Here is a 26,966-nt window from a genome sequence, read left to right on the forward strand (position 1 = left end):
CCCCGGGTCGGCCCGCCGCGCGCCCATACCGCCGTCGCCGGAACCGCTCCCCCGCGGCTCCGGCGACGCGGATCAGGCGGCGATCGCCTGGTTTCCGGACGCGTCCGCGTCCTTGCCGTCGTGGAACTGCTCCTCCTCGGTCGACCCCTTCAGCGCCACCGTCGAGGACTGCCCGCCCTGGATGGTCTGGGTGATCGCGTCGAAGTAGCCGGTGCCGACCTCGCGCTGGTGCTTGACCGCGGTGAAGCCCTTCTCGGCGGCCGCGAACTCGGCCTCCTGCAGCTCGACGAAGGCGCTCATCTGCCGGCGCGCGTAGCCGTGGGCGAGGTTGAACATGCCGTAGTTCAGCGCATGGAAGCCGGCCAGGGTGATGAACTGGAACTTGTAACCGTAGGACGCGATCTCCTTCTGGAACTTCGCGATGGTGGCGTCGTCGAGGTTCTTCTTCCAGTTGAAGCTCGGCGAGCAGTTGTAGGCCAGCAGCTTGCCCGGGTACTTGGCGTGGATGGCCTCGGCGAACTTGCGCGCGAACTCCAGGTCCGGCTTGCCGGTCTCGCACCAGATCAGGTCGGCATAGGGCGCGTAGGCCAGGCCGCGGCTGATCGCCTGGTCGAGCCCGTTGCGGGTCTTGTAGAAGCCCTCGACGGTGCGCTCGCCGGTGCAGAACGGCTTGTCGTTGTCGTCGATGTCGCTGGTCAGCAGGTCGGCGGCCTCGGCATCGGTACGCGCGATCAACAGGGTCGGCACGCCCATCACGTCGGCGGCCAGGCGCGCGGCGACCAGCTTGTCGACCGCCTCGCGGGTCGGCACCAGCACCTTGCCGCCCATGTGCCCGCACTTCTTCACCGCGGCCAGCTGGTCCTCGAAATGCACGCCGGCGGCGCCGGCCTCGATCATCCCCTTCATCAGCTCGTAGGCGTTGAGCACGCCACCGAAGCCGGCCTCGGCGTCGGCCACGATCGGCTGCACGAAATCGACATCGCCGCCGCTGGCGTCGCCGTTGCGCTCCGCGCACTGGATCTGGTCGGCGCGCAACAGGGTGTTGTTGATCCGCTTGACCACCGCCGGCACCGAGTCGGCCGGGTACAGCGACTGGTCCGGATACATCTGCCCGCCGAGATTGGCGTCGGCGGCCACCTGCCAGCCGGACAGGTAGATCGCCTTCAGTCCGGCCTTGACCTGCTGCATCGCCTGGTTGCCGGTCAGCGCGCCGAGGGCGTTGACGAAGTCCTCGTTCTGCAGATAGCTCCACAGCTTGTCCGCGCCATGCCGGGCCAGGCTGTACTCGACCGGCACGGTGCCGCGCAGGCGCACCACGTCGTCGGCGCAGTACGGACGGGTGATTCCGGCCCAGCGCGGGCTGCTGGCCCATTCCTGGCGCAGTTGGTCGGCGGTGGCGTGGGTATGGCTCATGGCGGTGACCTCTTTGCGATGCCCGCGCTGCGGGCGTGTGGGGTGCGGGTTGATGTTTGCGTCGTCGCGTCCTGCGACAGGGTGCGTAGGAGCGGCGCGGGTCAGTCCAGCCGCGCGTAGGCCGGCAGGGTCAGGAACTCCTCGAACGCATCAGCATGGGTCAGGCGGTCGAGCACGCCGATCGCCTCGTTGATGCGGCTGCCGCCGGGAATCCGGGTACGATCGCCGATCCGCTTGGGCAGGCCGATGAAGGCGCGCTCGAGCAGGGCGAAGTCGACCGGGGTACCGTCGTCCAGGTGCAGCTCGTGGCTGTGCAGCCACGACCACAGCTGGGCGCGGGCGATCTCGGCGGTCGCCGCGTCCTCCATCAGGTTGTGGATCGGCACGCAGCCGTTGCCGTCCAGCCAGGCGGCGAGATAGCGCACGCAGACCTCGACGTTGCCCTCGAAGCCCTCGCGGGTGATCGTGCCCAGCGACGGCTTGATCAGGTCGTCGCGGCCGACCGTGACCTCCTCGCGCAGCACGTGCTGCTGGTGCTTGCCGGGCATGCGCTCGTCGAACACCGCGCGCGCGATGGGGATCAGCGCCGGGTGCGCGACCCAGGTGCCGTCATGGCCGGCGGTGACCTCGCGCAGCTTGTCGGCGCGGACCTTGGCCAACGCGGCCTGGTTGGCCTCGATGCTGGCCTCGTCGCTGCCGCCGACCGGGATCTGCGCGGCCATGCCGCCCATCGCATGGGCGCCGCGGCGGTGACAGGTCTGGATCAACAGCTCGGAGTAGGCGCGCAGGAACGGCTGGGTCATCGTCACCTGGCCGCGCTCGGGCAGCACCCGGTCGCGGTGGGCGCGGAAGGTCTTGATGTAGGAGAACATGTAGTCCCAGCGCCCGCAGTTGAGGCCGGCGATGCGGCCGCGCAGCGCGTGCAGGATCTCGTCCATCTCGAACGCCGCCGGCAGGGTCTCGATCAGCACGGTGACCTTGATCCGGCCCTCGGCCAGGCCCAGCGCCTGCTCGACGTGGCCCAGCGCGTCGTTCCACAGCGCGGCTTCTTCCATGCTCTGGAGCTTGGGCAGGTACAGATAGGGTCCACGATCCTTCGCGGCGAGCACTTCCGCATTGTGGAAACAGAACAGCGCGGCATCGAACAGGCTGCCGGACATCGCACTGCCGTCGACGCGCACGTGCTTCTCGTCCAGGTGCCAGCCGCGCGGGCGCACCATCAGCACCGCCTGCTCGCGGAACGGCTTGAGCGTGTACAGCTTGCCGGGACGGGCATCGCTGCCGGGCGAGGTGAAGGTCAGGCTGCCGGCGACCGCCTCGCGCAGCGCGCGCTGGCCGGTCATCAGGTTGCCCCAGGTCGGCGAGGTGCTGTCCTCGAAGTCGGCCATGTAGCAGTTGGCGCCGGAGTTGAGCGCGTTGATGACCATCTTCGGATCGACCGGGCCGGTGATCTCGACCCGGCGGTCGAGCAGCGCCGCCGGCAGCGGCGCGACCCGCCAGTCGCCGGCGCGGATCGCCGCGGTGTCCTCGCGGAAGTCGGGCAGGCCGCCGGCGTCGAAGAAGGCCTGGCGCTCGCGGCGCGCGCCCAGCAGGGCCTGGCGGGTGGCCTCGTAACGGCGGTGCAGACCGGCCAGCAGCTCGAGCGCGGCCGGGGTCAGCAGGGCGTCCTGCTCCGCCGCCTGGGCGGTGATCTCGATGCCCGCCGCCGCCCCGGGGGTGGCCTTGGGGTGCTGCCGTTCTGCCATCACTGCCGACATCGTGCGTCTCCTGCTGGATCGGTGGACCGGAAAGGCGGTCGCGGGGGCGAATCGCCTTGTCCAGCACCATGCGTCGGCGTCTGGTATTTGACAATCAAGTTTTTGCAATGCACAACATAAATAAAACTTATAATTAGCTTCATGGCCCGCCCCACAAGCCCCTCACCGCGCTTCGCCTACAAGGGCGATAGGCTCAAGCCGCTCCGGGCGTTCTGCCAGACCGCCCGCCTTGGATCGGTCTCACGCGCGGCCGAGGCGCTGTACGTGAGCCAGCCGGCGGTGACCCTGCAGCTGCAGGCGCTGGAGCGCGACATGGGCGTCAAGCTGCTCGAACGCAGCGGCCGGCGGCTGGTGATGACCCGCGAGGGCGAGGCGCTGTACGAACTGGCGCGGCCGCTGGTCGAAGGCCTGGACGGCATCGACGGCGCGTTCCGCGAGCGCATGCGCGGGATGGACGGCGGCGAGCTGAACGTCGCCGCCGGCACCTCGACCATCCTCTACCTGCTGCCGACGATCGTGGAGCGCTTCAAACGGGAGCACCCCGACGTGCGCCTGGCCCTGCACAACGTCACCGGCGCCGGCGGCCTGGACCTGCTGCGCTCGGATGCGGTCGACATGGCGGTGGGCTCGATGCTGGACGTGCCCGCCGACCTCGACTACGCGCCGGTCTACCGCTTCGAGCCGATGCTGATCACCCCGCCCGACCACCCGCTGGCCAGCAAGCCCGAGCTGACCCTGGAGGACCTGTCGCCGTACGGACTGATCCTGCCGCCGCAGCGACTGACCACCTACCGGATGGTCGACCTGGTGTTCCAGCGCGCGCGGGTGCCCTACACCGTGGCCCTGGAGGTCGGCGGCTGGGAGATCATCAAGCAGTACGTGGCGATGGGCCTGGGCATCAGCATCGTCACCGCGATCTGCCTGACCGAGAGCGACCGCGAGCGCCTCGCCGCGCGCTCGCTGGCCGGCTACTTCCCCGACCGCAGCTACGGGGTGGTGGTGCGCAAGGGCAAGTACCTCAGCCCGCAGGCGCGGGCATTCAGCGAACTGATCAAGCCCGACCTGTTCGTGCGCGGCGACTACTACGACACCGGGCCGTCGGAGCGCTGAACACGCGCCGCGCTTGCACGACGCGCTTCATCGCGCGGGCAGCCGTCGACTCGATCGGCGACTCGTCGCGCCCCTCGGGCCTTGCTCGCCCAGCCAGCGCGGACGCCCTCATCGGCCCGAGAATCCACGCCATTCGCCTGCGGATTGTGCCGAAAGTACGGGTAGGGTGCGCGCACGCGCGGCTCGTTATACGGCAGTGGCGATACCGTGCAGTCAACTCGGCCTTCTTGCCGAGGCCCGGCCCGAGCTTGAAGGGCCGGCCTCGCTTCGGGCCACACAGGGATGACATCCGCTTTCGTTGCCGACGGCAATGCCGCGTTGTCATGTGCTCGCAGTGATCGGGTTCGCGCAGTCGCCAGATACGAAGCGAATCACTCATCACCTCAAGGGAGTACAGCAATGAACCGTAGCAAGCTGTCCATGTTGATCGCGATGTCGATCCTGGGGGGCGCGGCGATCGTCGGCTCGAGCGCACTGGCGGCGCCGCCCGCATCCAAGCCGTCCGGCAACAAGGGCTCGCCCGACATCGCCGCGCTGGCGGGCCCACTGGCCAATCAGCAGGTGCAATGGGGCGGCGCCGCGACGTGCGGACAGCGGTCGCTGGACGAGCTGCTCATCTCGATCTTTACCGACATAGAGCAGCAGTGCGCGACGATCACCGTGCCGCGCGACTGGCACAACCCCGGCGACGGCAACACCATCACCCTGAGCATCTCCCGCGCCGCCGACGCCAACGTCGGCGCGCAGCACATGCTGACCGCCAACCCCGGCGGACCGGGCGGCAGCGGGCGTGCCTACGGCGTGGCGATGCGGCTGATCGCACCCGAGGTCGATGCGGCCCACTACATGGTCGGCTTCGATCCGCGCGGCGTCGGCAGCAGCACGCCGCTGCGCTGCCAGTACGTTCCCAGCGAAGACCCCTGGACCGACAACACCAACCTGGTCGAAGGCTGCCTGGACAACCCGCTGACGCCGTACATCAACAGCGAACAGACCGCGTACGACATGGACTTCATCCGCTATCTGATGGGCAAGGAGAAGACCAGCTATATCGGCTATTCCTACGGCACCTGGCTGGGCAGCTGGTACCAGCGCGTGTTCAGCGACCACGCGCACCGGTTCGTGCTCGACTCCAACACCGATCTCAGCCGCAAGTCGCTGGAGGCGACCTGGGACATCCAGCCCAAGAGCCGCGATCGCCAGTTCCAGGATGCGCTGCTGCCCTACATCGCGCGCAACGACGCCACCTACGGCCTGGGCACCGATCCGCTGCTGATCCGCCAGCGCTGGGAAGCCGCCGGCGGCACCCGGTCGGCGGCCGGCCAGGCGATCATGGGCGGGATCATCGATGCGATGTACTCGACCTCGAACTACCCGGCCGCCGCCACGTCGATCGCCACCTTCATCAACCAGGCGGAGAGTTTCGCCAACACCCGCGACCCGCAGCAGTTGAGGGACCAGATCGCGCTGTTCAAGGCGCTGATGCACGAGCACCCGGCGATGCAGGAGGCGGATCTGCTGATCGTCGACGACTGGGTCGAGGCGATGCTCGACAAGGCCGACAAGATGGCCGCCGCCCAGGCCGGAACGCCGATCACCGTCAATGGCGCCTTCAGCGCGATCCGTTGCCAGGACGGGCCGTGGAACTCCAGCCAGGGCTACTGGACCTCGTGGGTCGGCAACATCCAGCGCAAGTTCCCGTGGATCGGCCCGGTCACCAGCGCGCCGGAGTGCGCCACCTGGCCCGAAACGACCTCGATGCCGCAGGTGAAGAAGAACTACCCGGCCACATTGCTGATCCAGTCGGAGCTGGATGCGGCGACCCCGTACGAGGCCGGACTGCGTTCGGCGCAGACCATCAAGGACCACTATCTGGTCAGCGTCGACAACGAGGGCAGTCACGGCCTGTACCCCTATGGGGACGAGTGCGTCGACGGCGCGGTGGAGAACTGGCTGTTGCGCGGCCAGCTGCCCGCGGACCGGTTCACCACCTGCCCCGGCAGCCCGCTGCCGAACGAGGACCAGGTCTACCCGGTCGCCGGCGCGGTCAAGGCCAACGGCAAGATCAAGCTGAGGCTGATCAGCCCCGAGCAGCGCGAGGTCAATCGCTGGCTGAAGTCGCGCCTGGGACGCTCCGCCGAAAGGTAAGGCCCCACAGGCGGCGCTCCGGCTATCGCCGGGGCGCCGCGCCGGCACAACGAAAACGCCCCGGACCTTGCGGGCCGGGGCGCGGTCATGGATGCGGAGCGGAACGCGCCGAGGCGGCCTACCAGACCACCTCGGCCATCGAGCAGTTCAGGCCCGAACCGATGCCCAGCAGCGCGACCCGGTCGCCCTTCTTCAGGCGGCCCATCTCGCGCAGCTTGCTCAGCACGATCGGCACCGAGGCCGGCCCGATGTTGCCGTGCTCGCCGAAGATCGTCAGCACCTTCTTCGGGTCGATGCCGAAGGCCTTCACGAAGGCCTTGGTGTGGACCTGGCTGACCTGGTGGATGACGAATTCGTCGAGCTCGTCGGCAACCCAGCCCAGCGCGCTGCGCGCGGCGACCCAGGTGTTCTGGGCCAGCTTCAGGCCCTCGCTCAGCAGCAGGCGGGTATCGGTGACCATGCGGTCGAGATTGCCGCGGCACAGGCCGTTCCACTGGGTCGCGGCACGGGTCACGCCACCGCGGTAGCGCGGCGCGCCCGGGGCCAGCTCGGCCCGCGCGAGCACCATCGCCGCGGCGCCGCAGCCCAGGGTCAGGGTCGCCAGCTCGTTGCGGAACTGCTCTTCGGTCGCGTCCGGCGAGGACAGCCGGTCGAGGGTCTTCTCGTAGGCCAGGCCGGCGGTCTCGCCGTCGACGACCAGGGCATAGTCGATCTCGCCGCGCTCGATCATCCGGCTGGCGATGTCCATGCCGTTGATGAAGGCCAGGCAGGCATTGGCGACGTCGAAGTTCTGGCAGTTCTCCGACAGCTTGAGATTGCCGGCGACGATGCTGGCGGTCGACGGCTCCAGATAGTCGCGGCTGACCGAGGTGTTGACCAGCAGACCGACGCGATCGGGCTCGATGCCGGCGTCGGCCAGCGCCTTCACGCCCGCCAGGGTGGCGGCGTCGGAGGCCTGCATCTCACCGTCCCAGAGCCGGCGCGCATTGATGCCGGCGATGTCCTTGAGCACGTCGGTGCGGATACCCAGACGGTCGAGGGTCGGTTTCAGGCGGGCGTTGATCTCGTCCGAACTGAGGCGACGCGGTGCGTCGATATGGGCCAGACCCGCGATCGCGACATGTTGGAACAGCATGGCGGCAGCTACCGGAAGATATGAAACAGCGCGCCAGCATACCCTGTTGCCGCCGCTCCCGCCATCCGCCACCGAATGGTGAGCTTTGGTGGCGGCCCGGGGCGGCCCGGTAGCCGCGCGCGCGACCCACGGATCCGCGCCACTGCGGGCCCGGGCCGCCGCTAGGTTTCCTCACCCCAGGCGTATCGGACCGCCAGGCCGACCCGGCGGTCGGCGTGCCCGCGCAGCTTCCCCCGCCACGACCGGTACAGGGCCTCGTCGGCGGCGTTCCAGCGGACCGCCCAGACCAGCCGGATCAGGCGTTCCGGATCGGCACGGCGCCATTCGGTCTCCAGCGCCCGCTCCCAGAACGCCCGCGGCCGGTTGACCAACGCTTCCAGCAGATGACCGCCCTCGCGATGGCCGCTCAGTCCCGTCTCCAGCGCCCAGTCAGACTCCGCCTCCGGCAACTTCAGCGCCAGCGCCTTCGCCGCCGCAGACCGCGCCTGGAACAGCCAGCTACCGCGCGGCGGCGCCTGGGCCGGAGACACCATGGCCTTCAGCCGCTCGACACTGGTCGCGTCTGCCCAAAGCCCCAGGGTCTCGAGGGCCACCACGCGCACGCCCCACCACTTGCTCTCCAACGCCTCGTCGATCGCGCGCCGGGCCGCCGCATCCGGTGCCCGCGCGCCCAGCGCCCGCAACTGCCTGCACCGCTCACGCAGCGCATTGCCGGCCGGATCGCCCTCGCGACGCGCGCGCCGGCACCGGCGGCAACGCACCGCCTCGCTGTCGATGGGGGCGCGCACCTCCTCGTACCACCACTTCTGCTGCTTGGCCGTCCACACCTGCGCCTCACCGCAATCGCGGCAAGTGAAGGGGCGGTCGAAATAGAACGCCGGCAGCAGATCGTAGGTGTTGTTGTAGCGCGCCAGCAGTTCACGGTCGGTGGCAACGCCCCCCACCACCGGCGGCGGACCCGCCTCGTCCCGCCAGCGCGGGTCCGGCTGCGCCAGCGCCCGCCGGGCCGCTTCCGCGCGCTTGAGCCGCTTGTCGCGGATCTCGGCGCGCCGCTGCTTGTTGCTCTTGCGCTCGCTCACCCGCCGCAACGGTAGCCGGCGAAGCGCTGTTCGCCGTCGCGGGGCTCGTCCAGGGGCTGGATGGTGTTCGCGCCCAGGCCCGGGCCTTCGTTGCGGGCCAGGGTTTCCAGTTCCTCGCGCACGCGCAGCGGATTGCGGTCGTAGAAGGCGACGCTGTCCTTCACCGATACGCTGATCTCGCCCAGTTTCTGGCAGCCGGCCGGCGCGGTGCCGGCGGGCACCACCCGCACCGCGCTGGCGCCGGGCGCCATGTGGACCCAGGTGCAGCCGGCGGCCAGCAAGGCGATCGAAGCGGCAAGCAACGGCAGGCGGATCGTGTTCGTGCGCATCGTGAGGGTCTCGTCGGTCGTATTGCCGGCGACCCTATCCGAAGCGGTCGCCGGAGACAAAGCGGAACGGGACGCCGCAGCGCCCCGTCCGCGGGGACGGCCCATTGATAGCCGGCCGCCCCCTCCCCGCCGCTGAACGGCGGGCGTGTCCGATGCCGGCCTTACTGGCCGCCCACCGGCTTGCCGTCGGCGTCGAGCACCTGCACCTCGCCCAGGTTCAGCGCGCGGATCGGCGCCTCCATCTGCGACAGGTCGCCGACCACCACCCAGACCAGCTGCGACGGGTCGATCGCCTTGGCCGCGACGGCGACCTCGGCCGGGGTCATCGCCTGGATCTCGGCGTTGCGGCGGACGATGTAGTCGTCCGGACGCTGGTAGCGGACGATCCCGCCGATGGTGCCCATCACCGCGCCGGCGGTCTCGTAGGCGCCGGGCAGGCTGCGGCTCTCGTTGGCCTTGATCCGGTCGATCTCGGCCTGGGTCGGCGGCGCCTTGCCGCTGACGTACTCGCCGACCTCGCGCTGGATCTCGGCCAGCGACTCGGCGGCCTTGTCGATCTGCACCGGCGCCACCGCCAGCCACGGGCGCTGGCCCTTGGCATTGGTCAGCACCGTGCGGGCACCGTAGGACCAGTGCTTGTCCTCGCGCAGGTTCATGTTCAGACGCGCGACGAAGGACCCGCCGATCACCTCGTTGGCCATCTGCAGCAGGGTCTCGCCCTCGCTGCCGGTCGGCGGCATCAGTTCGCCGGCGAAGATGTTCGCCTGCACCGAGCCGGGCTGGTCGATCAGGTAGACCCGCGCCTGCTGCGGACGCGCGACTTCGGGCACCACGGTCTCCTCCCGGGTCTCGACCACGCCCTTCCAGTCGCCCAGGTGCTTGTTCAGCGCCGGCACGATCTCGGCCAGGGTGGTGTCGCCGACCACGATCAGGGTCGCCCCCTCGGGACGGATCCAGGCGCGGTGATAGGCGGCCAGATCGTCGCGGCCGAGCGCGGCCACCGAAGCCTCGGTGCCGGAGCCGCTGAACGGCATCGCATAGGGATGGCCCTCGCCGTACAGCAGCGGCGGCAGCACCCGCAGCGCGGCCGAGTTCGGGCGCGCCTTCTCCTGCTTGATGCCGGCGATCCAGCTGGCCTTGACCCGCTCGATCTCGGCCGGCTCGAAGCGCGGGCTGCGCAGCATGTCGGCGAACAGGTCCAGCGACGGGTCCAGGTTCTCCTTCAGCGCCGACAGGTAGGCATTGCCGCCGTCGAGCGCGGCACCGGCGCCGAGGTTCGCGCCCAGCGCCTCGGCGCGATCGCGGAACGCCAGCGCGCCGTATTCGCCGGCGCCCTCGTCGAGCATGCTCATCGCGAAGCTGGCCACGCCGAGCTTGCCGGCCGGGTCCGTGTGGTAGCCGCCGTCGAACTCGTAGCTGAGCTGCACCACCGGGATGTCGTGGCGCTCGGCCAGGATCACCTCGGTGCCGTTGTCCAGTCGCGCCCGCTGCAGGTCCGGGAACTTCAGGGTCGGAAACTGTTCGGGCATCGGCACGCCGGCGCTGCGGTCGACGTCGCTGGCGGTGGTACGGAACCTGGGGTCGACCGCCGGCCGCTGGAACGGCTGCGGCGTCACCGCCGGCTCCTCGGCCAGCGCGGTGCGCTCGCCCGGCTCGACGACCAGGGTGTGCGAGCCCTCGCCCAGCCACTTGCGGCCGACCGCCTTGACGTCGGCGGCGCTGGTCGCGGCGATGTTGGCCAGCGATTCGCGGAAGCAGCCCGGGTCGCCGGTGAACACGGCGCACTCGGCCAGCGCGTCGGCCTTGCCGCCGAAGCCGCCGATGCGTTCGATGCCGCGGATGAAGCCGGCGCGGTAGACGGTCTTGGCCTGGGCCAGCTCGGCCTCGGTCGGGCCTTCGGCGAGCAGCTTCTCCAGCTCTTCGTCGACGATCTTCTCGACCCGCGCCACGTCGACGCCTTCCTTGACGTTGACCATCACCATGAAGTTGGAGCCCAGCTGCGAGGCATAGGCGCCGGTGCCGACGCTGTCGGCCAGCTTCTCGCCATGCACCAGGCGCTTGTCCAGGCGCGAGGACGCGCTGCCGCCGAGCACCTGCGACAGCACCTGCAACTGATCGATGTCGCGGGTGCCGACCTCGGCCACGTTCCACAACCGGTAGATGCGCGGCTGCGGCACCTTGTCATGCATCACCTCGCGGGTGTCGGCCTCGCGCTGCGCCACGTCGACCGCCGGCTGCGCCATGGTCGGACCGGCCGGGATGTCGCCGAAGTAGCGGGCGACCTTCTCCTTGGCGGTGGCGACGTCGATGTCGCCGGCCAGCACCAGCACCGCGTTGTTGGGGCCGTACCAGGTCCGGAACCAGGTCTTCACGTCCTCCAGCGATGCGGCGTTGAGGTCGTTCATCGAGCCGATCGTGCTGTGGTGGTACGGATGCCCCTTCGGATACAGCGAGCGCCCCATCTGTTCCCAGACCTGGCCATAGGGCTGGTTCTCGCCCTGGCGCTTCTCGTTCTGGACCACGCCGCGCTGCTCGTCGAGCACCTTCTGGTCGATCGCGCCGAGCAGGTGGCCCATGCGGTCGGACTCCATCCACAGCGCCATGTCCAGCGCGGTGGTCGGCACGTTCTGGAAGTAGTTGGTGCGGTCTGAATTGGTGGTGCCGTTCATGTCGGTCGCGCCGACCAGTTCGAACGGTTCGAAGTATTCGCCGCGATGGTTTTCCGAGCCGTTGAACATCAGGTGCTCGAACAGGTGCGCGAAGCCGCTGCGTCCGGCCGGCTCGTCCTTGCTGCCGACGTGGTACCAGATGTTGACCGCGACGATCGGCGCCTTGCGGTCGGTATGCACGATCACCCGCAGGCCGTTGGGCAGGGTGAACGCCTCGTAGGGAATGTCGACGCCGGCGCGCACGGCCTGCTGTTCGGCCATGACCGGCATCGGCGCGGTCCAGGCCACGCCGCCGATCGCGGTCGCCAGGGCGGCGGCGAGCAGGCCGCGGTTGAACAGCCGGCGCGCACCGGCGCGGCTCGGACGGGAGATTCCCGCGCGACGCGGGGCTCGGTCTACGGACATCGGATACTCCTTGAATCTTCCATTGATGGCTCGCCGATCTCCCTGTCAGACCGACTGGCGTGAACCGCCATCCTAGCCCGCCGTCCGATTGCGGGCACTAGGCCACAAGTCTCGCCACATGCTGCGAACAGGCGATTGTGGTTTCATGGACACAGCGCCCCGGGCGCGACCCGCGCGCGCAACGCCACCCATCGTCCAGCGAGGTGTGCCATGTCCCGCCCCCGCCGCTGTCTGGTCACCGGCGCGAACCGTGGCCTCGGACTCGAATTCGCCCAGCAATTGCTCGAACGCGGCGACCACGTGCTGGGCGCCTGCCGTCATCCCGGCCGCGCCTCGGCCCTGAACGACCTGGTCGGCGAGTATCCGGGGCGGATGCACATGCTGCCGCTGGACACCGCCGACGCCCGCTCGATCGCCGAGTTGGCGCGCGAGCTGCCATTGGTGTTCGACGGCCTCGACCTGCTGATCAACAATGCCGGCGTGCTGCATTCGGGCGAGCGCTTCGGCAGCGTGCAGGCGCTCAACCTCGACGACAGCTTCCGCACCAACGCCAGCGGCCCGTTCCTGCTGACCCAGGCGCTGGCGCCGGTGCTGGCGCGCGGCGCGCGGGTGGTCAACCTGTCCTCGTCGTGGGGGTCGATCGCCGAGCTGGAGGCGTTCCGCACGCCCAGCTACGCGATCTCCAAGGCGGCCCAGAACATGGCCAGCGCCCTGCTGGCCAAGGCGCTGGCCGAGCGTGGCGTCATCGTGCTCGCGCTCAACCCGGGATGGGTCCAGACCGACATGGGCGGCGCCCATGCCGAGTTGACCCCGGCCGAGGCGGTCACCGGAATGCTGCAGGTGATCGACGGCGCCGGCATCGCCGACAGCGGCCGCTTCCTCGACCATCGCGGCGAGCCGGTGCCGTGGTGAGCGCGGCCCCAGGCCGGCCCTGCCCGGGCAGGCGCCCGCTCAGGCCGGCGCCAGCTTGAGCAGGACGATGCCGGCCAGCACCAGGGCGACGCCGGCCAGCCGCAGCGCGCCCAGCGACTCGCCGAACAGCAGCGCGCCGGCGACCACCGTGCCGACCGCGCCGATGCCGGTCCACACCGCATAGGCGGTACCGACCGGCAGCACGCTGAGGCTGCGGCCCAGCAGCCACACGAAGGCGGCCAGCAACACCAGCGACAACGCGCTCCAACCGAGCCGGGTGTAGCCGTCGGCGTACTTCATCGACAGCGCCCACAGCACGTCGAGCACACCGGCGACCAGCAGCATCGACCAGGCGGTGGCGGTGCTCATCGCCGCGCTCAGGCCGCCGCCGCGACCGCCATGCCATGCGCCCGCATCGCCTCGCGCACCGACGGGCGCGCGGCGATCCGCTCCAGGTAGTCGCGCAGCCGCGGGAAGCCGGACAGATCGACGCCGGTGAGCTTCGACCAGCCGATCACGGTGAAGGCATAGGCATCGGCGACGCCGAAGCGCTCGCCCAGCAGGTAGGGGCCGTCCGCCAGCGCCTGCTCGACCAGGGCCAGGCGCGCGGCCAGCTTCGCCCGCACCGCCTGTTGCGCGGTCTCGCCCAGTTCCGGGTGAAACAGCCATGGGCTGTAGCTCTTGTGCAGCTCGCTGGCGATGAAGGCCAGCCACTCCAGCAGGCGGTAGCGTTGCGCGCTGTCGGAGGCCGGCGCCAACCCGCTGGCAGGCGCGCGGTCGGCCAGGTACAGGACGATCGCCAGCCCCTCGGTCAGCAGGCGGCCGTCGTCCAGGCGCAGCGCCGGCACATAGTCCTTGGGATTGATCGCGGCGAACGCCTCGCCCTCGCCGACGCGGTGGGGCGCCTGGCGGATATCGACCCGCTCCAGCTCCAACGCGATACCGGCTTCATTGGCGACGATCAGCGGCGAAAGTGAGCAACTGTAGGGGGCGTAGTAGAGCTTCATGGTCAACTCCTCGTGGGGGGGGGAGACGACAGGGTGATGCTGTATTGTTCGCAAACCAATACGGCAAAAAGGAACTTTTAGTTTGCGCAAATCGCAAACAAATGCGGCTGCCGGCAGCGTCGGCCTCGACGATCTACGCCTGCTGTTGGCGATCGCCGCCACCGGCAGCCTCGGCGGCGCAGCGCGTCAGCTGGGCGTCGACCATTCCTCGGCGTTCCGGCGCCTGGGCGCACTGGAGCAGCGGATCGGCGCGCGCCTGTTCGACCGCGCCCGCCGCGGCTACACCGCGACCGCCGCCGGCGAGATCGCGATCGCCGCCGCCGGCCGCATCGGCGAGGAACTCGACAGCCTCGACCGGCGCCTGCTCGGCGAGGACCTGCGCTTGTCCGGGCCGGTCCGGGTCACCACCACCGACACCCTGCTGCACATCGTCGCGCCGCTGTTCGCGCAGTTCCGCGAGCGCGAGCCGGGCATCGTGGTCGAGGTCGCCGCCGGCAACGCCCTGTTCGACCTCAGCCGCCGCGACGCCGACCTGGCGATCCGTCCGGTCGCGACCGTGCCCGAGCACCTGATCGCGCGCCCGGTGGCGACGGTCGCGATCGCGCCATACGCCAGCGCGGACTACCTCGCCCGCGCCGGCGAACGGCCGCTGGCCGGGATGGACTGGATCGCCCCCGACGACTCGCTGTCGCATGTCGGCAGCGCGCGCTGGATCGCCGCCCATGTCGCCCCCGCGCGCATCGTCCACCGCGCCGACTCGCTGCTGGCGCTGATGCACGCGGCGCGCGCCGGGATCGGCGTGACCGCGCTGCCGTGCTACCTCGGCGACTGCGAACCGGGGCTGCGGCGCGCCGGCGCGCTGCTGGAGGACGCGGCGGTGCCGCTGTGGCTGCTGACCCACCCCGACCTGCGTCCGGTGCGGCGGATCCGCGCGCTCAGCGAGTTCCTGTTCGAGCGCCTGCGCGAACAGCAAGCACTGTTCTCGGGCCAGCGCCCGGCGCCCGCATGAGGAACCTCTGAGCGGTTCAGGGGTTGCGTGCGCCAAGAACGGCGCATGCGCGGACCGGGCGCTCAAGTGCGTGGTCCGCGGAAGCACGGTCGCACTGGGCTCGACCGTGTGGCGTCTGAACAGATCCAGGATGGAATTGTTCAGACCTCCCATAATGCGCCGATGTTCGATGTGATCCTCTACCAGCCCGAGATCCCGCCCAATACCGGCAACGCGATCCGGCTGTGCGCCAACACCGGCGCGCGCCTGCACCTGATCGCGCCGCTGGGCTTCGACATGGACGACCGCCAGCTGCGTCGCGCCGGCCTGGACTACCACGAGTACGCGACCGTGCGAGTCCACGAGGGTCTGGACGCGGCGCTGGCGGCGATCGCCACGGCCAACGGCGCCGCCCCGCGCCTGTTCGCCCTGAGCACCCGCGGCCGCACCCGCTTCGACCGTCCGCAGTACCGTGCCGGCGATGCCTTCCTGTTCGGTCCGGAGACCCGCGGCCTGCCCGACGCGGTGCTCGACGCCCTGCCCGAGGCGCAGCGCCTGCGGCTGCCGATGCGTCCGGGCAACCGCAGCCTCAACCTGTCCAACAGCGTCGCCGTGGTGGTCTTCGAGGCCTGGCGCCAGCACGGCTTCGACGGCGGCAGCTGAGCCTCGCCCACCGCCGACCCGGCCCGCAACAGCGCGGGAGCGCATCGCCACCGTGACGCGCGGCCGGGCCGTCGCCCGGAAGCCCCATCTCCGGCCCGCGGAGCCACGCCCGGCGACCGCCCCGCAACGACCACGGCCCGGCGCAATAGTTCCTGAACCTACCCGTTCACTATTAAGCCGCAATTGGGGATCGCTACGGATACTGGCCGTCACCGGATGCGACGGCCGTCAAGAAAACCGCGCGCCGGCCCGATACCAAGACAAATAAGAGGCTAAGTCCTTATGAAGCGTTCCGCTCTTTCCAAGCTTGCCGCCCTGTCCCTGATCGCCGCGCTGCCGTTCGCCGCCTCCGCGGCCGAGGGCGTGTCCTACAACTACGTCGAGGCCGGCTACGCCGCCACCAACACCGACGGCGGCGACGCCGACGGCTGGGCGATCGGCGGTTCCGGCGCGATCGCGCCGAACTTCCACATCTTCGGCAACTACACCAACCAGGAGCTCGACGGCACCAACGTCGACTTCGACCAGTGGCGCCTGGGCGTGGGCTACAACCACGAGATCAACCCGAACGTCGACCTGCTGACCCGCATCGCCTACGAGAAGATCGACCTCGGCAGCGGCTTCGACGCCGACGGCTGGAGCGTCGAGGCCGGCGTCCGCGGCGCGTTCACCCCGAACTTCGAGGGCTACGCCCTGGCCGGCTACGAGGACTACGACAAGATCGCCGGTCAGAACATCGACGGCGAGTTCTACGGCCGCCTCGGCGCGCTGGTGAAGTTCAACCAGACCTGGGGCATCAACGGCGACGTCAAGTTCGTCGACGGTGACACCCAGTGGTTCGTCGGCCCGCGCGTCAGCTTCTGATCGCGTTCCGACCCACCCCATCGCGCTGAATCTCTCTCTCCCCCGAAACATCGCGATGTAGCCCGGCCCTCGTGGCCGGGCTTTTTTTTGCCCGCGCGACACTGACCCTGATCACAAAACGATTGCCGCGCCGGTCACGCTCGGCTATCGTCCGCGGCGCCGCGCAGCGGCAAGGACATTTCACAACAGTCTTACCAAGGGATCAGGGATTTCATGAAGAGCACCATTGTGCTGGCCGCGATGCTCGCGGCGGCGCCGTTCGCCGTGTCCGCAGAGGACCTCAGCTACACCTATGCCGAGGGCGGCTACGCCCGCGCCAACATCGACGAGCGCGACCTCGACGACCCGGCCGGCAACGGCGGCTACCTGCGCGGCTCGATCGCGGTCAGCCCCTCGTTCAACCTGTTCGGCAGCTACTCCAGGGTCAGCGACGACTACCGTTTCAGCGACGCCTACGACCGCTACCGGGTCGACATCGACCTCACCCAGGCCGAACTGGGCATCGGCTACCACACCGCGCTGGGCGAGCGCCTGGACTTCATCGCCGAGTTGGCCTACCAGCGCCTCGAGGTCGACGCCGACCTGCGCGGCTACGGCTCGGCCAGCGACGACTTCAACGGCGGCCGCGCGGCGATCGGCGTGCGCGCCGGTACCGAGCAGATCGAGGGCTGGATCAAGGCCGGCTACGTCGACGGCGGCGATTTCGACGGCGACTTCGTCGGCACCTTCGGCGGCCAGTACCGCTTCAACCCGACCTGGGGCCTGGTCGGCGAGGTCGAGCTGCTCGAGGACGTCAGCCACTTCAAGATCGGCGTCCGCGCCAGCTTCTGAGCCACCGCGCTCGGCGACAAGCCCGGCTCCGGCCGGGCTTTTTCGTGCCCGCACGCCGGGCCGGGCCGCCGACGGGCGCAAGGCGGCGGCCATCGCGACGGCCGCCGCCTCCTCGCCCGAGGGACAACGATACCCGGGTCGGCGTCCGCCGCGACGGACGGACGCCGACCCGCATCGCCGGCCTCAGCGGGCGTCAATCTCCTGCTTCAGCGCCGCTTCGTTGGCCGCGCCCTCGACGAAGACCGGGTCGCCGGTGGTGCCGACGTCGAACAGGCAGTCCTTGTGCAACTTCTCGTCCTTGATCCGGGCGCAGACCTGCTTGGCCAGCTCCACGTTGCCCGGATTCATCGGCGGGATCTTCTCGCGCGGGAACGGCTCGCTGACGAACTTGCCCGGATCGACGTCCTGGGCGTAGTCGAACAGGCTGGTTTTCCTGTCCACGCGCCATTTGTCCGAGAAATCCGGCTCCAGCCACTCGCCCTGCTCAAGCACGCCCATGATGCCGTCCGTCGCCATGGTGTCGTAGGCGCGGACATTCATGTACCACTGGTTCTGGTTGCCCCACCAGTTTGCGGTGGCGGTCATCCGGGTCCCGTCCGGGAAGTGGATGCTGATGCCGTTGCCGCCCAGCGCCGTCACCTTGGCGCCGGGACCCAGATCGATGCCACCGGCCGGAATCGTGGTGACCACGCCGTCCACCCGCAGTTGCAGGCCGGCCGGATCGGGCACCACCCCGGTGCCGGGCTGCCAGGTCACCCGGTGGTTGCCGACCCGGGTGGCGACGGCGGTGTTGACGCTGACCCAGGGCAGGCTGTCGACCGGCCGCTGCCGGGTCTGGATCTCCATCCCCTGCCCGCGCAGCGCGACGAACTCGCCGCCGGTCTGGAAGTCGTAGTACAGGCCGTTGACGGTCCTGATATGGGGATCGCCGTCGTTGTAGCCGTCGTTGAGCGAGCCGTAGTGCAGCATCACGTTCGGCGAACCGGCGCCGAGGTTGCCCACGCCGGGCCATGACGGGGTCACGCCGAAGATGTTGGCGGCGTAGTAGACCGCGTTCCAGACCGCTGTCGGCGACGCCGCCGGATAGGTCTGCAGGTAACGCGCGGCCGCGCCGGCCACGTGCGGCGCCGCCATCGAGGTGCCGTTGATGGTGTTGGTGGCGGTGTTGCTGCCGATCCAGGCCGAGGTGATCGCGCTGCCGGGGGCGAACAGGTCCAGGCAGCTGCCGTAGTTCGAGAACCAGGAGCGGGTGTCGGTGTTGTCGACCGAGCCGACCGTGATCGCCACCGGCTCGCGCGCCGGCGAGAAGCCGCAGGCATTGGCGTTGCTGTTGCCGGCCGCGACGACCACGGTGATGCCGTTGATGTTGTGCAGGTTGGCCACCGCGGCGTCGACCGAGCTGTTGCCGCCGCCGCCCAGGCTCATGTTCACCACCGCCGGGCTGATGTGGTTGGCGGCGACCCAGTTGACGCCGGCGATGATCGTCGACCAGGGCGAACCGCCTGAGCAGGGGAACACCCGCACCGGGTGCAGGGTGACCTGCTTGGCAACGCCGTAGGTGGTGCCGCCGAGGGTGCCGGCAACGTGCGTTCCGTGCCCGTTGCAGTCGTTGACGCCGCCGCCGATGAAATCCGCGCCCAGCCCGACCCGGCCGGTGAACTCGGTGTGGCTGACGTTGAGACCGGAGTCGATCACGTAGGCATGAACGCCGGCCCCGGTGGTGTCGTAGGTGTAGAGCGTGTCCAGCGGCAGCAGTCGCCGGTCGATGCGATCGATGCCCCAGGTCGCGCCGGTCTGGATGGTGTCGAGCGTGGCGATGCCGTCCTCTTCGACATAGGCCACCCGCGGATCGGCCAGCAGCGCGGCGAGCGCGTTGTCGTTGGCCTTGACCACGAAACCGCGCAGCACGCGGTCGTAGCTGCGCACCAGACTGGCGCGATGCTGCGAGGCGATCGCCTTCGCCGCCACCGCGACCGGCTCGGCGCGGTTGGATTCTCCCGCCAGGCTCGCCGCCTGCGGTTTGAGCACCACGATGTACTGGCCGCGGATCGGGTTGTCGGTGGTGCGGAACTCGCCGGCGAACGCAGGCAAAGCGGCGCAGATCAGCGAGGCGCCGACAGCGACGGCGAGCGGAGTGATATGAAGTCGCATAGTACGTTCCTTGTCCATGGGTTGAATGACGATGCGGGCCGAACGGCCCCGTCGAGCACGGATCGCGCAATGGACAGCAAAGGCGATCCTGCGTGAAGCGATTCCCTTGCCTCACCTCCAGCGATCCGCGCCGCCAGCCTACGTCACCCCTGTGAGCGCACTGGTCATCGTCCGCGGCCGGGCCCTGCCCCAGCGCGTCCCCCGGTGCCCCGCTGCGCCAGCCTCCCGCGCCGGCGCCTTCACACGCCGTTCGCAGCCGGGCGTCGTCCACCCTGGCGCGACCCCGCAGACCGCGCCGGAACGGCGAGCCGCCCCCCGTGCGGGCGCCATGAGAGTCGGACGGCCCCCGCAAGGCGCGAGCGGGCCCATGGGGCCCCGGACACGAGGGCGCCCACAACGGACAGACCGGAAAGCCGGTCGGATGGCACAGGCCAGAAAGCGGGCAATAAAAAGCCCCGCGGGCAGGGGGGGCCGGCGGGGCTGGGTGGAACGGGACCTGGGGAGGGGTGCACCGTTCCGGGGGATCACTCCAGGGGAGGGGAGAGATCAGCGACAGGCGTTGCACCTGTCGCGAACTATATGACCACTTTCCGCATTGATGGTTCGTGAAGATCGGGGTTAATAATTTGTTGGATTCAGGGGCGATTCACCGAAATAAATCCGCTGAACGTGCGGGCAAATTCGGCACATCAATGGGCTTCTTCCCAGTTGTCGCCAATTCCGCAATCCACGACCAGCGGTACCCGCAATTCGGCCGCCGCCGACATGCGGCCGGAAACCTCCGCAACCAACGTTTCAACAAAGTTGGCCTCGACCTCGAACACCAGTTCGTCGTGGACCTGCAGGACCATCAGCGCCGGCGCCGCGCCCTTGCCGCCGGCCTGCCCGGACAGCCAGGCGTCGACGTCGATCATCGCCCGCTTGATGATGTCGGCGGCGGTGCCCTGCATCGGCGCATTGATCGCCGCGCGCTCGGCACCGGCCCGCAGGCCCTGGTTGCGCGCGTGGATCTGCTCCAGGTACAGGCGGCGGCCGAACACGGTCTCGACATAGCCCTGCTCGCGCGCCTGCTCGCGGGTGCGCTCCATGAAGTCGCGCACGCCCGGGTAGCGGCTGAAGTACAGCGCGATGTAATCCTGCGCCTCGCCGCGCGACACGCCCAGCTGCTTGGCCAGGCCGAACGCGCTCATGCCGTACATCAGCCCGAAGTTGATCGCCTTGGCCGCGCGCCGCTCATTACCGTCGACGGCGTCGATGGTCTTGCCGAACACCTCCGCGGCGGTCGCGCGGTGGATGTCGGCGCCGGAGGCGAAGGCGTTGACCAGGCCCTCGTCACCGGACAGGTGGGCCATGATCCGCAGCTCGATCTGCGAGTAGTCGCAGGCGACGATCTTGCGCCCCGGCGGGGCCACGAAGGCGGTGCGGATGCGGCGGCCGTCCTCGGTGCGGATCGGAATGTTCTGCAGGTTCGGGTCGCTGGACGCCAGCCGTCCGGTGGCGGCACCGGCCTGGTGGTAGCTGGTGTGCACGCGGCCGGTGTCGGGATTGACCATCTCCGGCAGCTTGTCGGTATAGGTGCTGCGCAGCTTGGCCAGGCCGCGGTACTCCAGGATCACCCGCGGCAGCTCGTGCTGGTCGGCGATCGCCTCCAGCGCCTCCTCGTTGGTGCTGGGCTGGCCCTTGGGCGTCTTCACCAGCGCCGGCAGCTTGAGCTCGTCGAACAGCAGCGCGCCCAACTGCTTGGGCGAGTCGAGGTTGAAGCTGCGCCCGGCCAGTTCGGTCGCCTTCTGCTGCGCGGCGAGCATGCGCCGGCCCAGCTTGGCCGACTGCCGGCGCAACTCGTCGCCGTCGACCATCACCCCGTTGGCCTCGATCCGCTCCAGCACCTTCACCAGCGGCATCTCGATGTCGCGGTAGACCCGCTCCAGGCTGTCCACCGCGGCCAGCTTCGGCGCCAGCACGCGGTGCAGGCGCAGGGTGACGTCGGCATCCTCGGCCGCATAGCCGGTGGCGTCGTCGAGCGCGACCTGCGAGAACGGAATCGCCTTGGCGCCCTTGCCGGCGACGTCGGCGTACTTGACGGTGTCGTAGCCCAGATAACGCTTGGCCAGCGAGTCCATGTCGTGGCGGCTCGCGGTGGCGTTGTAGACGAAGCTCTCCAGCATGGTGTCGTCGGCGTAGCCACGCACCTCCACGCCGTGGCGACGCAGCACGTGCAGGTCGTACTTGCCGTGCTGGCCGAGCTTGCGCCGCTGCGGATCGGACAGCAGCGGCCGCAGCGCATCGAGCACCGCGTCGCGGTCCAGCTGCGCCGGCGCGCCGGGGTAGTCGTGCGCCAGCGGGATGTAGCAGGCCGCGCCGGGCTCGGTGGAGAAACTCAGGCCGACCAGGTTGGCGCGCATCGGGTCGAGCGAGTCGGTCTCGCAGTCGAACGCGAACTCCTCGGCGGCCCGCAGCCGCCCGATCCAGTCGTCCAGCTGCGCCTGCGTGGTCACGCAGTCGTAGCTGCCGGCGGCGGCGAGGGCGGGATCGAGCTCGGCGTCGTCGGCGGCGGTCGTCCTGGCGTAGCCGGCCGCGGTATTGCGCATGCCGGCCTGCTCGGCGCGCGCCTGCTGCGCACCGTCCTGCTCCGGATCGGTCCCGCCGATCTCCTTCAGCGCCTGCTTGAAACCGTAGCGGGTGTACAGCGCGCGCAGGGCGTCGTTGTGGGCCTCGCGCAACGCCAGCGCGGCCGGACCCTGCTCCAGCTCGACGTCGGTCCTGATCGTGACCAGGGTGCGGTTCAGCGGCAGGCGGTCGAGCGCCTCGCGCAGGTTGTCGCCGATCTTGCCCTTGATCGCGCCGGCATGCGCGATCACGCCATCGAGGCTGTCGTACTCGGCCAGCCATTTGGCCGCGGTCTTGGGGCCGCACTTGTGCACGCCGGGCACGTTGTCGACCGTATCGCCCATCAGCGCGAGGTAGTCGACGATCTGACCGGGGCGGACCCCGAACTTGTCGATCACCGCCTGCTCGGAGTCCATCCGGCTGCCGCTCATGGTGTTGACCAGGGCGATGCCGCCGCCGTCGCCGTGCGGACGCACCAGCTGGGCGAAGTCCTTGTCGCTGGTGGAGATGGTCACGTCGATGCCGTCGCCGGCGGCCTGCACCGCGAGGGTGCCGATCACGTCGTCGGCCTCCACCCCCGGCACCCGCAGGATCGGCATGCCCAGCGCCTCGACGATCTCGCACATCGGCTGCACCTGGGCGCGCAGCTCGTCCGGCATCGGCGGCCGGTTGGCCTTGTACTCGGGGTACAGCTCGTCGCGGAAGGTCTTGCCGGGCGCGTCGACGACGAACGCAACGTAGTCGGGTTTCTCCTTCAGCGTCGCGCGCAGCATGTTGACCACGCCGAACAGGGCGCCGGTCGGCTCGCCGTCGTCGTTGCTCAGCGGCGGCAGGGCGTGGAAGGCTCGGTAGAGGTAGCTCGATCCGTCGATCAGGACCAGGCGGCGGGCGGTATCGTTCATGGCGTCGATTCTACGCTGCGCCCGTGGCGGCGACGGACGAGCGCGTCACTTCGCCTGCGCGGCGGGCGGCGTATGCTGGACGCAGCCGCGAACCGTGCGCGACCGTCCCGCCCGAAACCCAGCAATGCACCTGGAGCCCGCCATGCGCCCCGCCCTGCCCCTGCTTCTCGCCCTGTCGATGACCGCCTGCGCCAGCTTCGGCCCCGCCGCCGACGACCCGACCGCCGGCCTGGTCGACCCGCAGGTGATCCGCAGCGAACAACCCAACGGCGACGTCATCGAGGAATACCGCGTCAACGGCCGACTGCAGGTGGTCAAGGTGACCCCGGCGCGCGGCCCGGTCTACTACCTGCAGGACCGCGACGGCGACGGCCGGCCGGACGACGGCGCACCGGTCTCGCCGGTGCTGTGGAAGTTGTTCGAGTGGGATTGAAGCGCATCGGCTGAAAGCCGTCGCGGCGCCCCGCCGCGAGGCGCCGTCGGGGAGCGTGCCGATGAGGCGCGCGCCCAAAAAAAATGCCGACGCGATGCGCCGGCATTTTTCATGCGGCCGCCGGCATCGCCGGCGGCATCGCGGGACACCTTACAGCGCGGCGTCCTTGAGCTTCTTCAGCGGACGCACCTTCACCTTGACCGAAGCCGGCTTGGCGGCGAACCACTGCTCTTCCTTGGTGAACGGGTTGATGCCCTTGCGCCGGGGCTTGGCCGGCACCTTGACCGAGGTGATCTTCAGCAGGCCCGGCAGGGTGAACGCGCCGGCGCCCTTCTTGCTGATCGAACCGTGCACGGCATTCTCCAGCGACGCGAACACGGCGCGGACGTCCTTGGCGGCAACGCCGGTGGCCTCGGCGATGTGCGCGACCAGGGCCGACTTGCTCAGGACCTCCTTGATCGGCTTCGGCGCGGCCGGCTTGGCGGCGGCCTTCTTCGGTGCAGCTTTCTTTGCAGCTTTCTTTGCGGTTTTCTTGGTGGCCATGCGTGTCCCCTGATGGGTCGTCGTTGGATTTCTGATGTGTGCCTGCAGAGCCGGCACTCGGAATGTAGGGCATGCCCGCGGCTTCGCCAAGCGGTCAGGGGCAAAAAAAGCCTGAAAACAGGGTCCAATCGCGAAAAAGTCTGAAAAACCCCGCTCGCGGCCGGGGGTTTTCACTCACCGATCACGCGATCACGCCGGCTGCAGGTTCGCGTAGGCCAGCACCAGCCACTTGCTGCCGGCGCCCTCGAAGTTGACCTGGACCCGGGCGTGGGCGCCGCTGCCCTCGTAGTCGGTGACCGTGCCGAAGCCGAACTTGGGGTGGCTGACCGCTGAACCCAGCGGGATCGACGGCGACTCGATCGCGGCATGGCCGGAGTTGCGGCGCGCGCCGCCCGTGGCCATCGGCCGCGACACCTGCACCTTCGGCCGCACCTCGTGCAGCAGCGCCGGCGGGATCTCGCGCAGGAACCGCGACGGCATCCCGTACATGTCCATACCGTGGATGCGGCGGCTCTCGGCATAGCTGAGCACCAGCTTCTGGCGCGCACGGGTGATGCCCACGTAGGCCAGCCGGCGCTCCTCCTCCAGCCGGCCGTGCTCCTCGGTCGACTTGCCGCTGGGGAACAGACCCTCCTCCAGTCCGCCGAGGAACACCAGCGGAAACTCCAGGCCCTTGGCGCTGTGCAGGGTCATCAGCTGCACCCCGTCCTCGCCGGCCTGGGCCTGGCCCTCGCCGGCCTCCAGCGAGGCATAGCTGAGGAAGGCGACCAGCTCGGGCATCGCTTCGACATCCTCGTCGTCGTTGCGGCTGAAGCGCGAGGCCACCGAGACCAGCTCGTCGAGGTTCTCGGTGCGCGAATCCAGTTGCCCGCGCGACTCGTTGGCGTAGTGCTCACGCAGACCCGAGCGCGCCAGCACGTGGTCGATCTTCTCCGGCAGCGGCATCTCGGCCAGCTCGCGATCGAGGCCATCGACCAGCTGGACGAAGCCCGCCAGCGCGTTGCGCGCGCGCGCCGCCAGGCCGGTCTCGACGCTGATCCGCTGGGCCGCGTCCCACAGCGGGATGCGATCGGCGCGGGCGCGGCGGCGGACCTCGTCGAGGGTGCGCTCGCCGATGCCGCGTGCCGGCGTGTTGACTGAACGCTCGAACGCGGCATCGTCGGAGCGATTGGCGACCAGGCGCAGGTAGGCCAGGGTATCCTTGATCTCGGCGCGCTCGAAGAAGCGCAGCCCCCCGTACACCCGGTACGGCACCTGCTCGGCCAGCAGCGACTCCTCGAACACCCGCGACTGCGCGTTGCTGCGGTAGAGCACGGCGATCTCGCCATGGCTGCCGCCGTCGCGCACCCACTGCTTGATCCGCTCGACCACGAAGCGCGCCTCGTCGATCTCGTTGTAGGCCGCGTACAGGTCGATCGGCTCGCCCTGGCCGGTGTCGGTCCACAGTTTCTTGCCGAGACGGTCGGGGTTGTGCGCGATCACCGCGTTGGCGGCGTCGAGGATGTTGGCGCTGGAGCGGTAGTTCTGCTCCAGGCGGATGGTCTGCGCGCCGCTGCCGTCGCTGCCGCCGAAGTCCTTGAGGAAGCGCTGCATGTTCTCGACCTTGGCCCCGCGCCAGCCGTAGATCGACTGGTCGTCGTCGCCGACCACGAACACCTGGCCCTCGTCGCCGGCCAGCACCCGCACGAACGCGTACTGGATCGCATTGGTGTCCTGGAACTCGTCGACCAGGATCTGGCGGAAACGGTGGCGGTAGTGCGCCAGCAGCGCCGGGTTGTCGCGCAGCAGCTCGTGCGCGCGCAGCAGCAGCTCGGCGAAGTCGACCAGGCCGGCGCGGTCGCAGCGCTCCTGGTAGGCGGCGTAGACCCGGCGCATCACGTCGTTCCACTCGTCCTGCCCGCCCTGCAGGTGCTGCGGGCGCCGGCCCTCGTCCTTCTGGGCGTTGATCCACCACGCGATCTGCCGCGGCGGGAAACGCGAATCGTCGATCTCCAGCGCCTGCACGACGCGCTTGACCAGGCGCTGCTGGTCGTCCGAATCCAGCACCTGGAAGCCCTCCGGCAGCTTCGCTTCCTGCCAGTGCAGGCGCAGCAGGCGGTGGGCGAGGCCGTGGAAGGTGCCGATCCACATGCCGCGCGCGCCGCGCTCGAGCTGGTCGTCGACGCGCGCGCGCATCTCGCCGGCGGCCTTGTTGGTGAAGGTCACCGCGAGGATGCCGTGGGTCGGCACCCCGAACACTTCATTGAGCCAGGCGATGCGATGGGTCAGCACGCGGGTCTTGCCGGAGCCGGCGCCGGCGAGGACGAGATAGTGACCGGGAGGCGCGCTGACGGCCTCGCGCTGGGCCGGGTTCAGCCCGTCGAGCAGGTGGGAAACATCCATCGCGCCATTGTACGCTGCGCGCATGCGCACTCCCGCGCCTCCCGCCCGGACCGCTTCTGCCCGGATCGCCCCTGCCGCGCCGGCCCCGACCCGAGCGCGGGCCGCCGTCGCGCTTGTCCTGATGGCCGCATCCGCCCTGTTGCTGGCCGTCGCCAGCGCTTCCGCGGCGACACCGGCGCCCTCGGCGCGGACCCTGCGCTTCGGCGAGGCGCGGGTGCGCGTTGAGATCGTCGACACGGACCCGGCGCGCGCCGACGCGCTGCATGGATGGATCGCCGGGGTCGCCGACGCGGTCGAGGCGACCTTCGGGCGCTGGCCGTTGGCCCACTCGCGCATCCGCATCAGCGAAACCGATCGTGGCGGTGGCCGCAGCCCGGTGCCATGGGGGCAGACCTCGCGCCGCGACGGCCGGGTCGCGGTGCTGTTGTTCGTGCGTCGCGATGCCGACATCGACGCGCTGCGCGCGGACTGGACCGCCGCCCACGAGCTGGCCCACCTCTACCACCCCTATCTCGGCCGCGAGGGACGCTGGCTGGCCGAGGGCCTGGCCAGCTACTACCAGAACGTGGCGCGCGCCCGCGCCGGGATGATGGAGGCCGAGGCGGCCTGGCGCGCGCTCGACGCCGGTTTCGAGCGCG

Annotated in this window: 21 protein-coding genes; 9 read left to right on the top strand and 12 right to left on the bottom strand. The window is 69.8% G+C overall.

What is annotated here, in order from left to right:
- Window positions 1-72 precede the first annotated feature (72 nt).
- Window positions 73-1,413 carry an isocitrate lyase gene (aceA, locus tag FKV24_RS09035; protein ID WP_141482145.1) on the bottom strand — a complete coding sequence of 447 codons (1,341 nt, stop codon included), beginning with the start codon at window positions 1,411-1,413 and terminating at the stop codon, window positions 73-75.
- A 101-nt stretch (window positions 1,414-1,514) separates the two neighbouring features.
- The gene (gene aceB, locus FKV24_RS09040; protein WP_141482146.1) at window positions 1,515-3,170 is read right to left on the bottom strand and encodes a malate synthase A; all 1,656 of its coding nucleotides are present in this window, start codon (window positions 3,168-3,170) and stop codon (window positions 1,515-1,517) included.
- 141 nt (window positions 3,171-3,311) lie between these two features.
- Here aceB and FKV24_RS09045 point away from each other — a divergent pair, with 141 nt between their 5' ends.
- Together FKV24_RS09045 and FKV24_RS09050 are read left to right on the top strand one after the other, a co-directional pair.
- A complete protein-coding gene (locus FKV24_RS09045) occupies window positions 3,312-4,280 on the top strand; it encodes a LysR family transcriptional regulator (RefSeq protein WP_141482147.1) in 969 nt (322 codons plus the stop codon).
- Between the two features lie 399 nt (window positions 4,281-4,679).
- Window positions 4,680-6,428: an alpha/beta fold hydrolase gene (locus tag FKV24_RS09050; RefSeq protein ID WP_170288264.1), complete on the top strand. Its 1,749-nt coding sequence runs from the start codon at window positions 4,680-4,682 to the stop codon at window positions 6,426-6,428.
- Window positions 6,429-6,546: 118 nt separating this feature from the next.
- Here the strand turns inward: FKV24_RS09050 and FKV24_RS09055 are convergent, their stop codons facing one another.
- The 4 genes from FKV24_RS09055 to FKV24_RS09070 form a co-directional block, all read right to left on the bottom strand.
- On the bottom strand, window positions 6,547-7,563 hold the full coding sequence (locus tag FKV24_RS09055) for a 3-oxoacyl-ACP synthase III (protein WP_111267778.1): 1,017 nt from the start codon (window positions 7,561-7,563) through the stop codon (window positions 6,547-6,549).
- Window positions 7,564-7,724: 161 nt separating this feature from the next.
- Window positions 7,725-8,642 carry a zinc-ribbon domain containing protein gene (locus FKV24_RS09060; RefSeq protein WP_141482149.1) on the bottom strand — a complete coding sequence of 306 codons (918 nt, stop codon included), beginning with the start codon at window positions 8,640-8,642 and terminating at the stop codon, window positions 7,725-7,727.
- Window positions 8,639-8,956, bottom strand: coding sequence for a DUF4156 domain-containing protein (locus FKV24_RS09065; protein WP_111268215.1), 318 nt, complete (start codon window positions 8,954-8,956; stop codon window positions 8,639-8,641). Before FKV24_RS09065 ends, FKV24_RS09060 begins: the two co-directional genes overlap by 4 nt.
- Window positions 8,957-9,132: 176 nt before the next feature.
- Window positions 9,133-11,910: a M16 family metallopeptidase gene (locus FKV24_RS09070; protein ID WP_249040970.1), complete on the bottom strand. Its 2,778-nt coding sequence runs from the start codon at window positions 11,908-11,910 to the stop codon at window positions 9,133-9,135.
- Window positions 11,911-12,255: 345 nt separating this feature from the next.
- Between FKV24_RS09070 and FKV24_RS09075 the strand changes: the two genes are divergently transcribed.
- Window positions 12,256-12,957: an SDR family oxidoreductase gene (locus FKV24_RS09075; protein ID WP_141482151.1), complete on the top strand. Its 702-nt coding sequence runs from the start codon at window positions 12,256-12,258 to the stop codon at window positions 12,955-12,957.
- A 39-nt stretch (window positions 12,958-12,996) separates the two neighbouring features.
- On the opposite strand, the gene FKV24_RS09080 is transcribed toward FKV24_RS09075, so the two are convergent.
- A complete protein-coding gene (locus tag FKV24_RS09080) occupies window positions 12,997-13,326 on the bottom strand; it encodes a DMT family transporter (protein WP_111267782.1) in 330 nt (109 codons plus the stop codon).
- Window positions 13,327-13,334: 8 nt separating this feature from the next.
- A complete protein-coding gene (gstA, locus tag FKV24_RS09085; protein ID WP_141482152.1) occupies window positions 13,335-13,964 on the bottom strand; it encodes a glutathione transferase GstA in 630 nt (209 codons plus the stop codon).
- Between the two features lie 82 nt (window positions 13,965-14,046).
- Here gstA and FKV24_RS09090 point away from each other — a divergent pair, with 82 nt between their 5' ends.
- The 4 genes from FKV24_RS09090 to FKV24_RS09105 all read left to right on the top strand — a co-directional run bounded on the left by FKV24_RS09090 (window position 14,047) and on the right by FKV24_RS09105 (window position 17,310).
- Window positions 14,047-14,973 carry a LysR family transcriptional regulator gene (locus tag FKV24_RS09090; protein ID WP_141482153.1) on the top strand — a complete coding sequence of 309 codons (927 nt, stop codon included), beginning with the start codon at window positions 14,047-14,049 and terminating at the stop codon, window positions 14,971-14,973.
- 162 nt (window positions 14,974-15,135) lie between these two features.
- Window positions 15,136-15,615: a tRNA (cytidine(34)-2'-O)-methyltransferase gene (locus FKV24_RS09095; RefSeq protein WP_141482154.1), complete on the top strand. Its 480-nt coding sequence runs from the start codon at window positions 15,136-15,138 to the stop codon at window positions 15,613-15,615.
- A 282-nt stretch (window positions 15,616-15,897) separates the two neighbouring features.
- Window positions 15,898-16,479 carry an OmpO family porin gene (locus FKV24_RS09100; protein WP_141482155.1) on the top strand — a complete coding sequence of 194 codons (582 nt, stop codon included), beginning with the start codon at window positions 15,898-15,900 and terminating at the stop codon, window positions 16,477-16,479.
- Between the two features lie 213 nt (window positions 16,480-16,692).
- Window positions 16,693-17,310: an outer membrane beta-barrel protein gene (locus tag FKV24_RS09105; RefSeq protein ID WP_111267787.1), complete on the top strand. Its 618-nt coding sequence runs from the start codon at window positions 16,693-16,695 to the stop codon at window positions 17,308-17,310.
- Between the two features lie 183 nt (window positions 17,311-17,493).
- On the opposite strand, the gene FKV24_RS09110 is transcribed toward FKV24_RS09105, so the two are convergent.
- A complete protein-coding gene (locus FKV24_RS09110) occupies window positions 17,494-19,461 on the bottom strand; it encodes a S8 family peptidase (protein ID WP_211371832.1) in 1,968 nt (655 codons plus the stop codon).
- A gap of 689 nt (window positions 19,462-20,150) precedes the next feature.
- Window positions 20,151-22,970 carry a DNA polymerase I gene (polA, locus tag FKV24_RS09115; RefSeq protein ID WP_141482157.1) on the bottom strand — a complete coding sequence of 940 codons (2,820 nt, stop codon included), beginning with the start codon at window positions 22,968-22,970 and terminating at the stop codon, window positions 20,151-20,153.
- A 142-nt stretch (window positions 22,971-23,112) separates the two neighbouring features.
- Between polA and FKV24_RS09120 the strand changes: the two genes are divergently transcribed.
- On the top strand, window positions 23,113-23,403 hold the full coding sequence (locus FKV24_RS09120; RefSeq protein ID WP_141482158.1) for a DUF2782 domain-containing protein: 291 nt from the start codon (window positions 23,113-23,115) through the stop codon (window positions 23,401-23,403).
- Window positions 23,404-23,553: 150 nt separating this feature from the next.
- Here the strand turns inward: FKV24_RS09120 and FKV24_RS09125 are convergent, their stop codons facing one another.
- Window positions 23,554-23,946: an HU family DNA-binding protein gene (locus FKV24_RS09125; protein ID WP_111267790.1), complete on the bottom strand. Its 393-nt coding sequence runs from the start codon at window positions 23,944-23,946 to the stop codon at window positions 23,554-23,556.
- Between the two features lie 189 nt (window positions 23,947-24,135).
- Window positions 24,136-26,328, bottom strand: a complete 2,193-nt coding sequence (gene uvrD / locus FKV24_RS09130) for a DNA helicase II (RefSeq protein ID WP_141482159.1) — start codon at window positions 26,326-26,328, stop codon at window positions 24,136-24,138.
- Window positions 26,329-26,449: 121 nt separating this feature from the next.
- Here uvrD and FKV24_RS09135 point away from each other — a divergent pair.
- Window positions 26,450-26,966: gluzincin family metallopeptidase (locus FKV24_RS09135; RefSeq protein WP_211371833.1), on the top strand; the 517-nt coding region annotated here is incomplete at its 3' end.

This window comes from Marilutibacter maris (genome assembly GCF_006546735.2).
Taxonomy (GTDB): Bacteria; Pseudomonadota; Gammaproteobacteria; order Xanthomonadales; family Xanthomonadaceae; genus Marilutibacter; species Marilutibacter maris.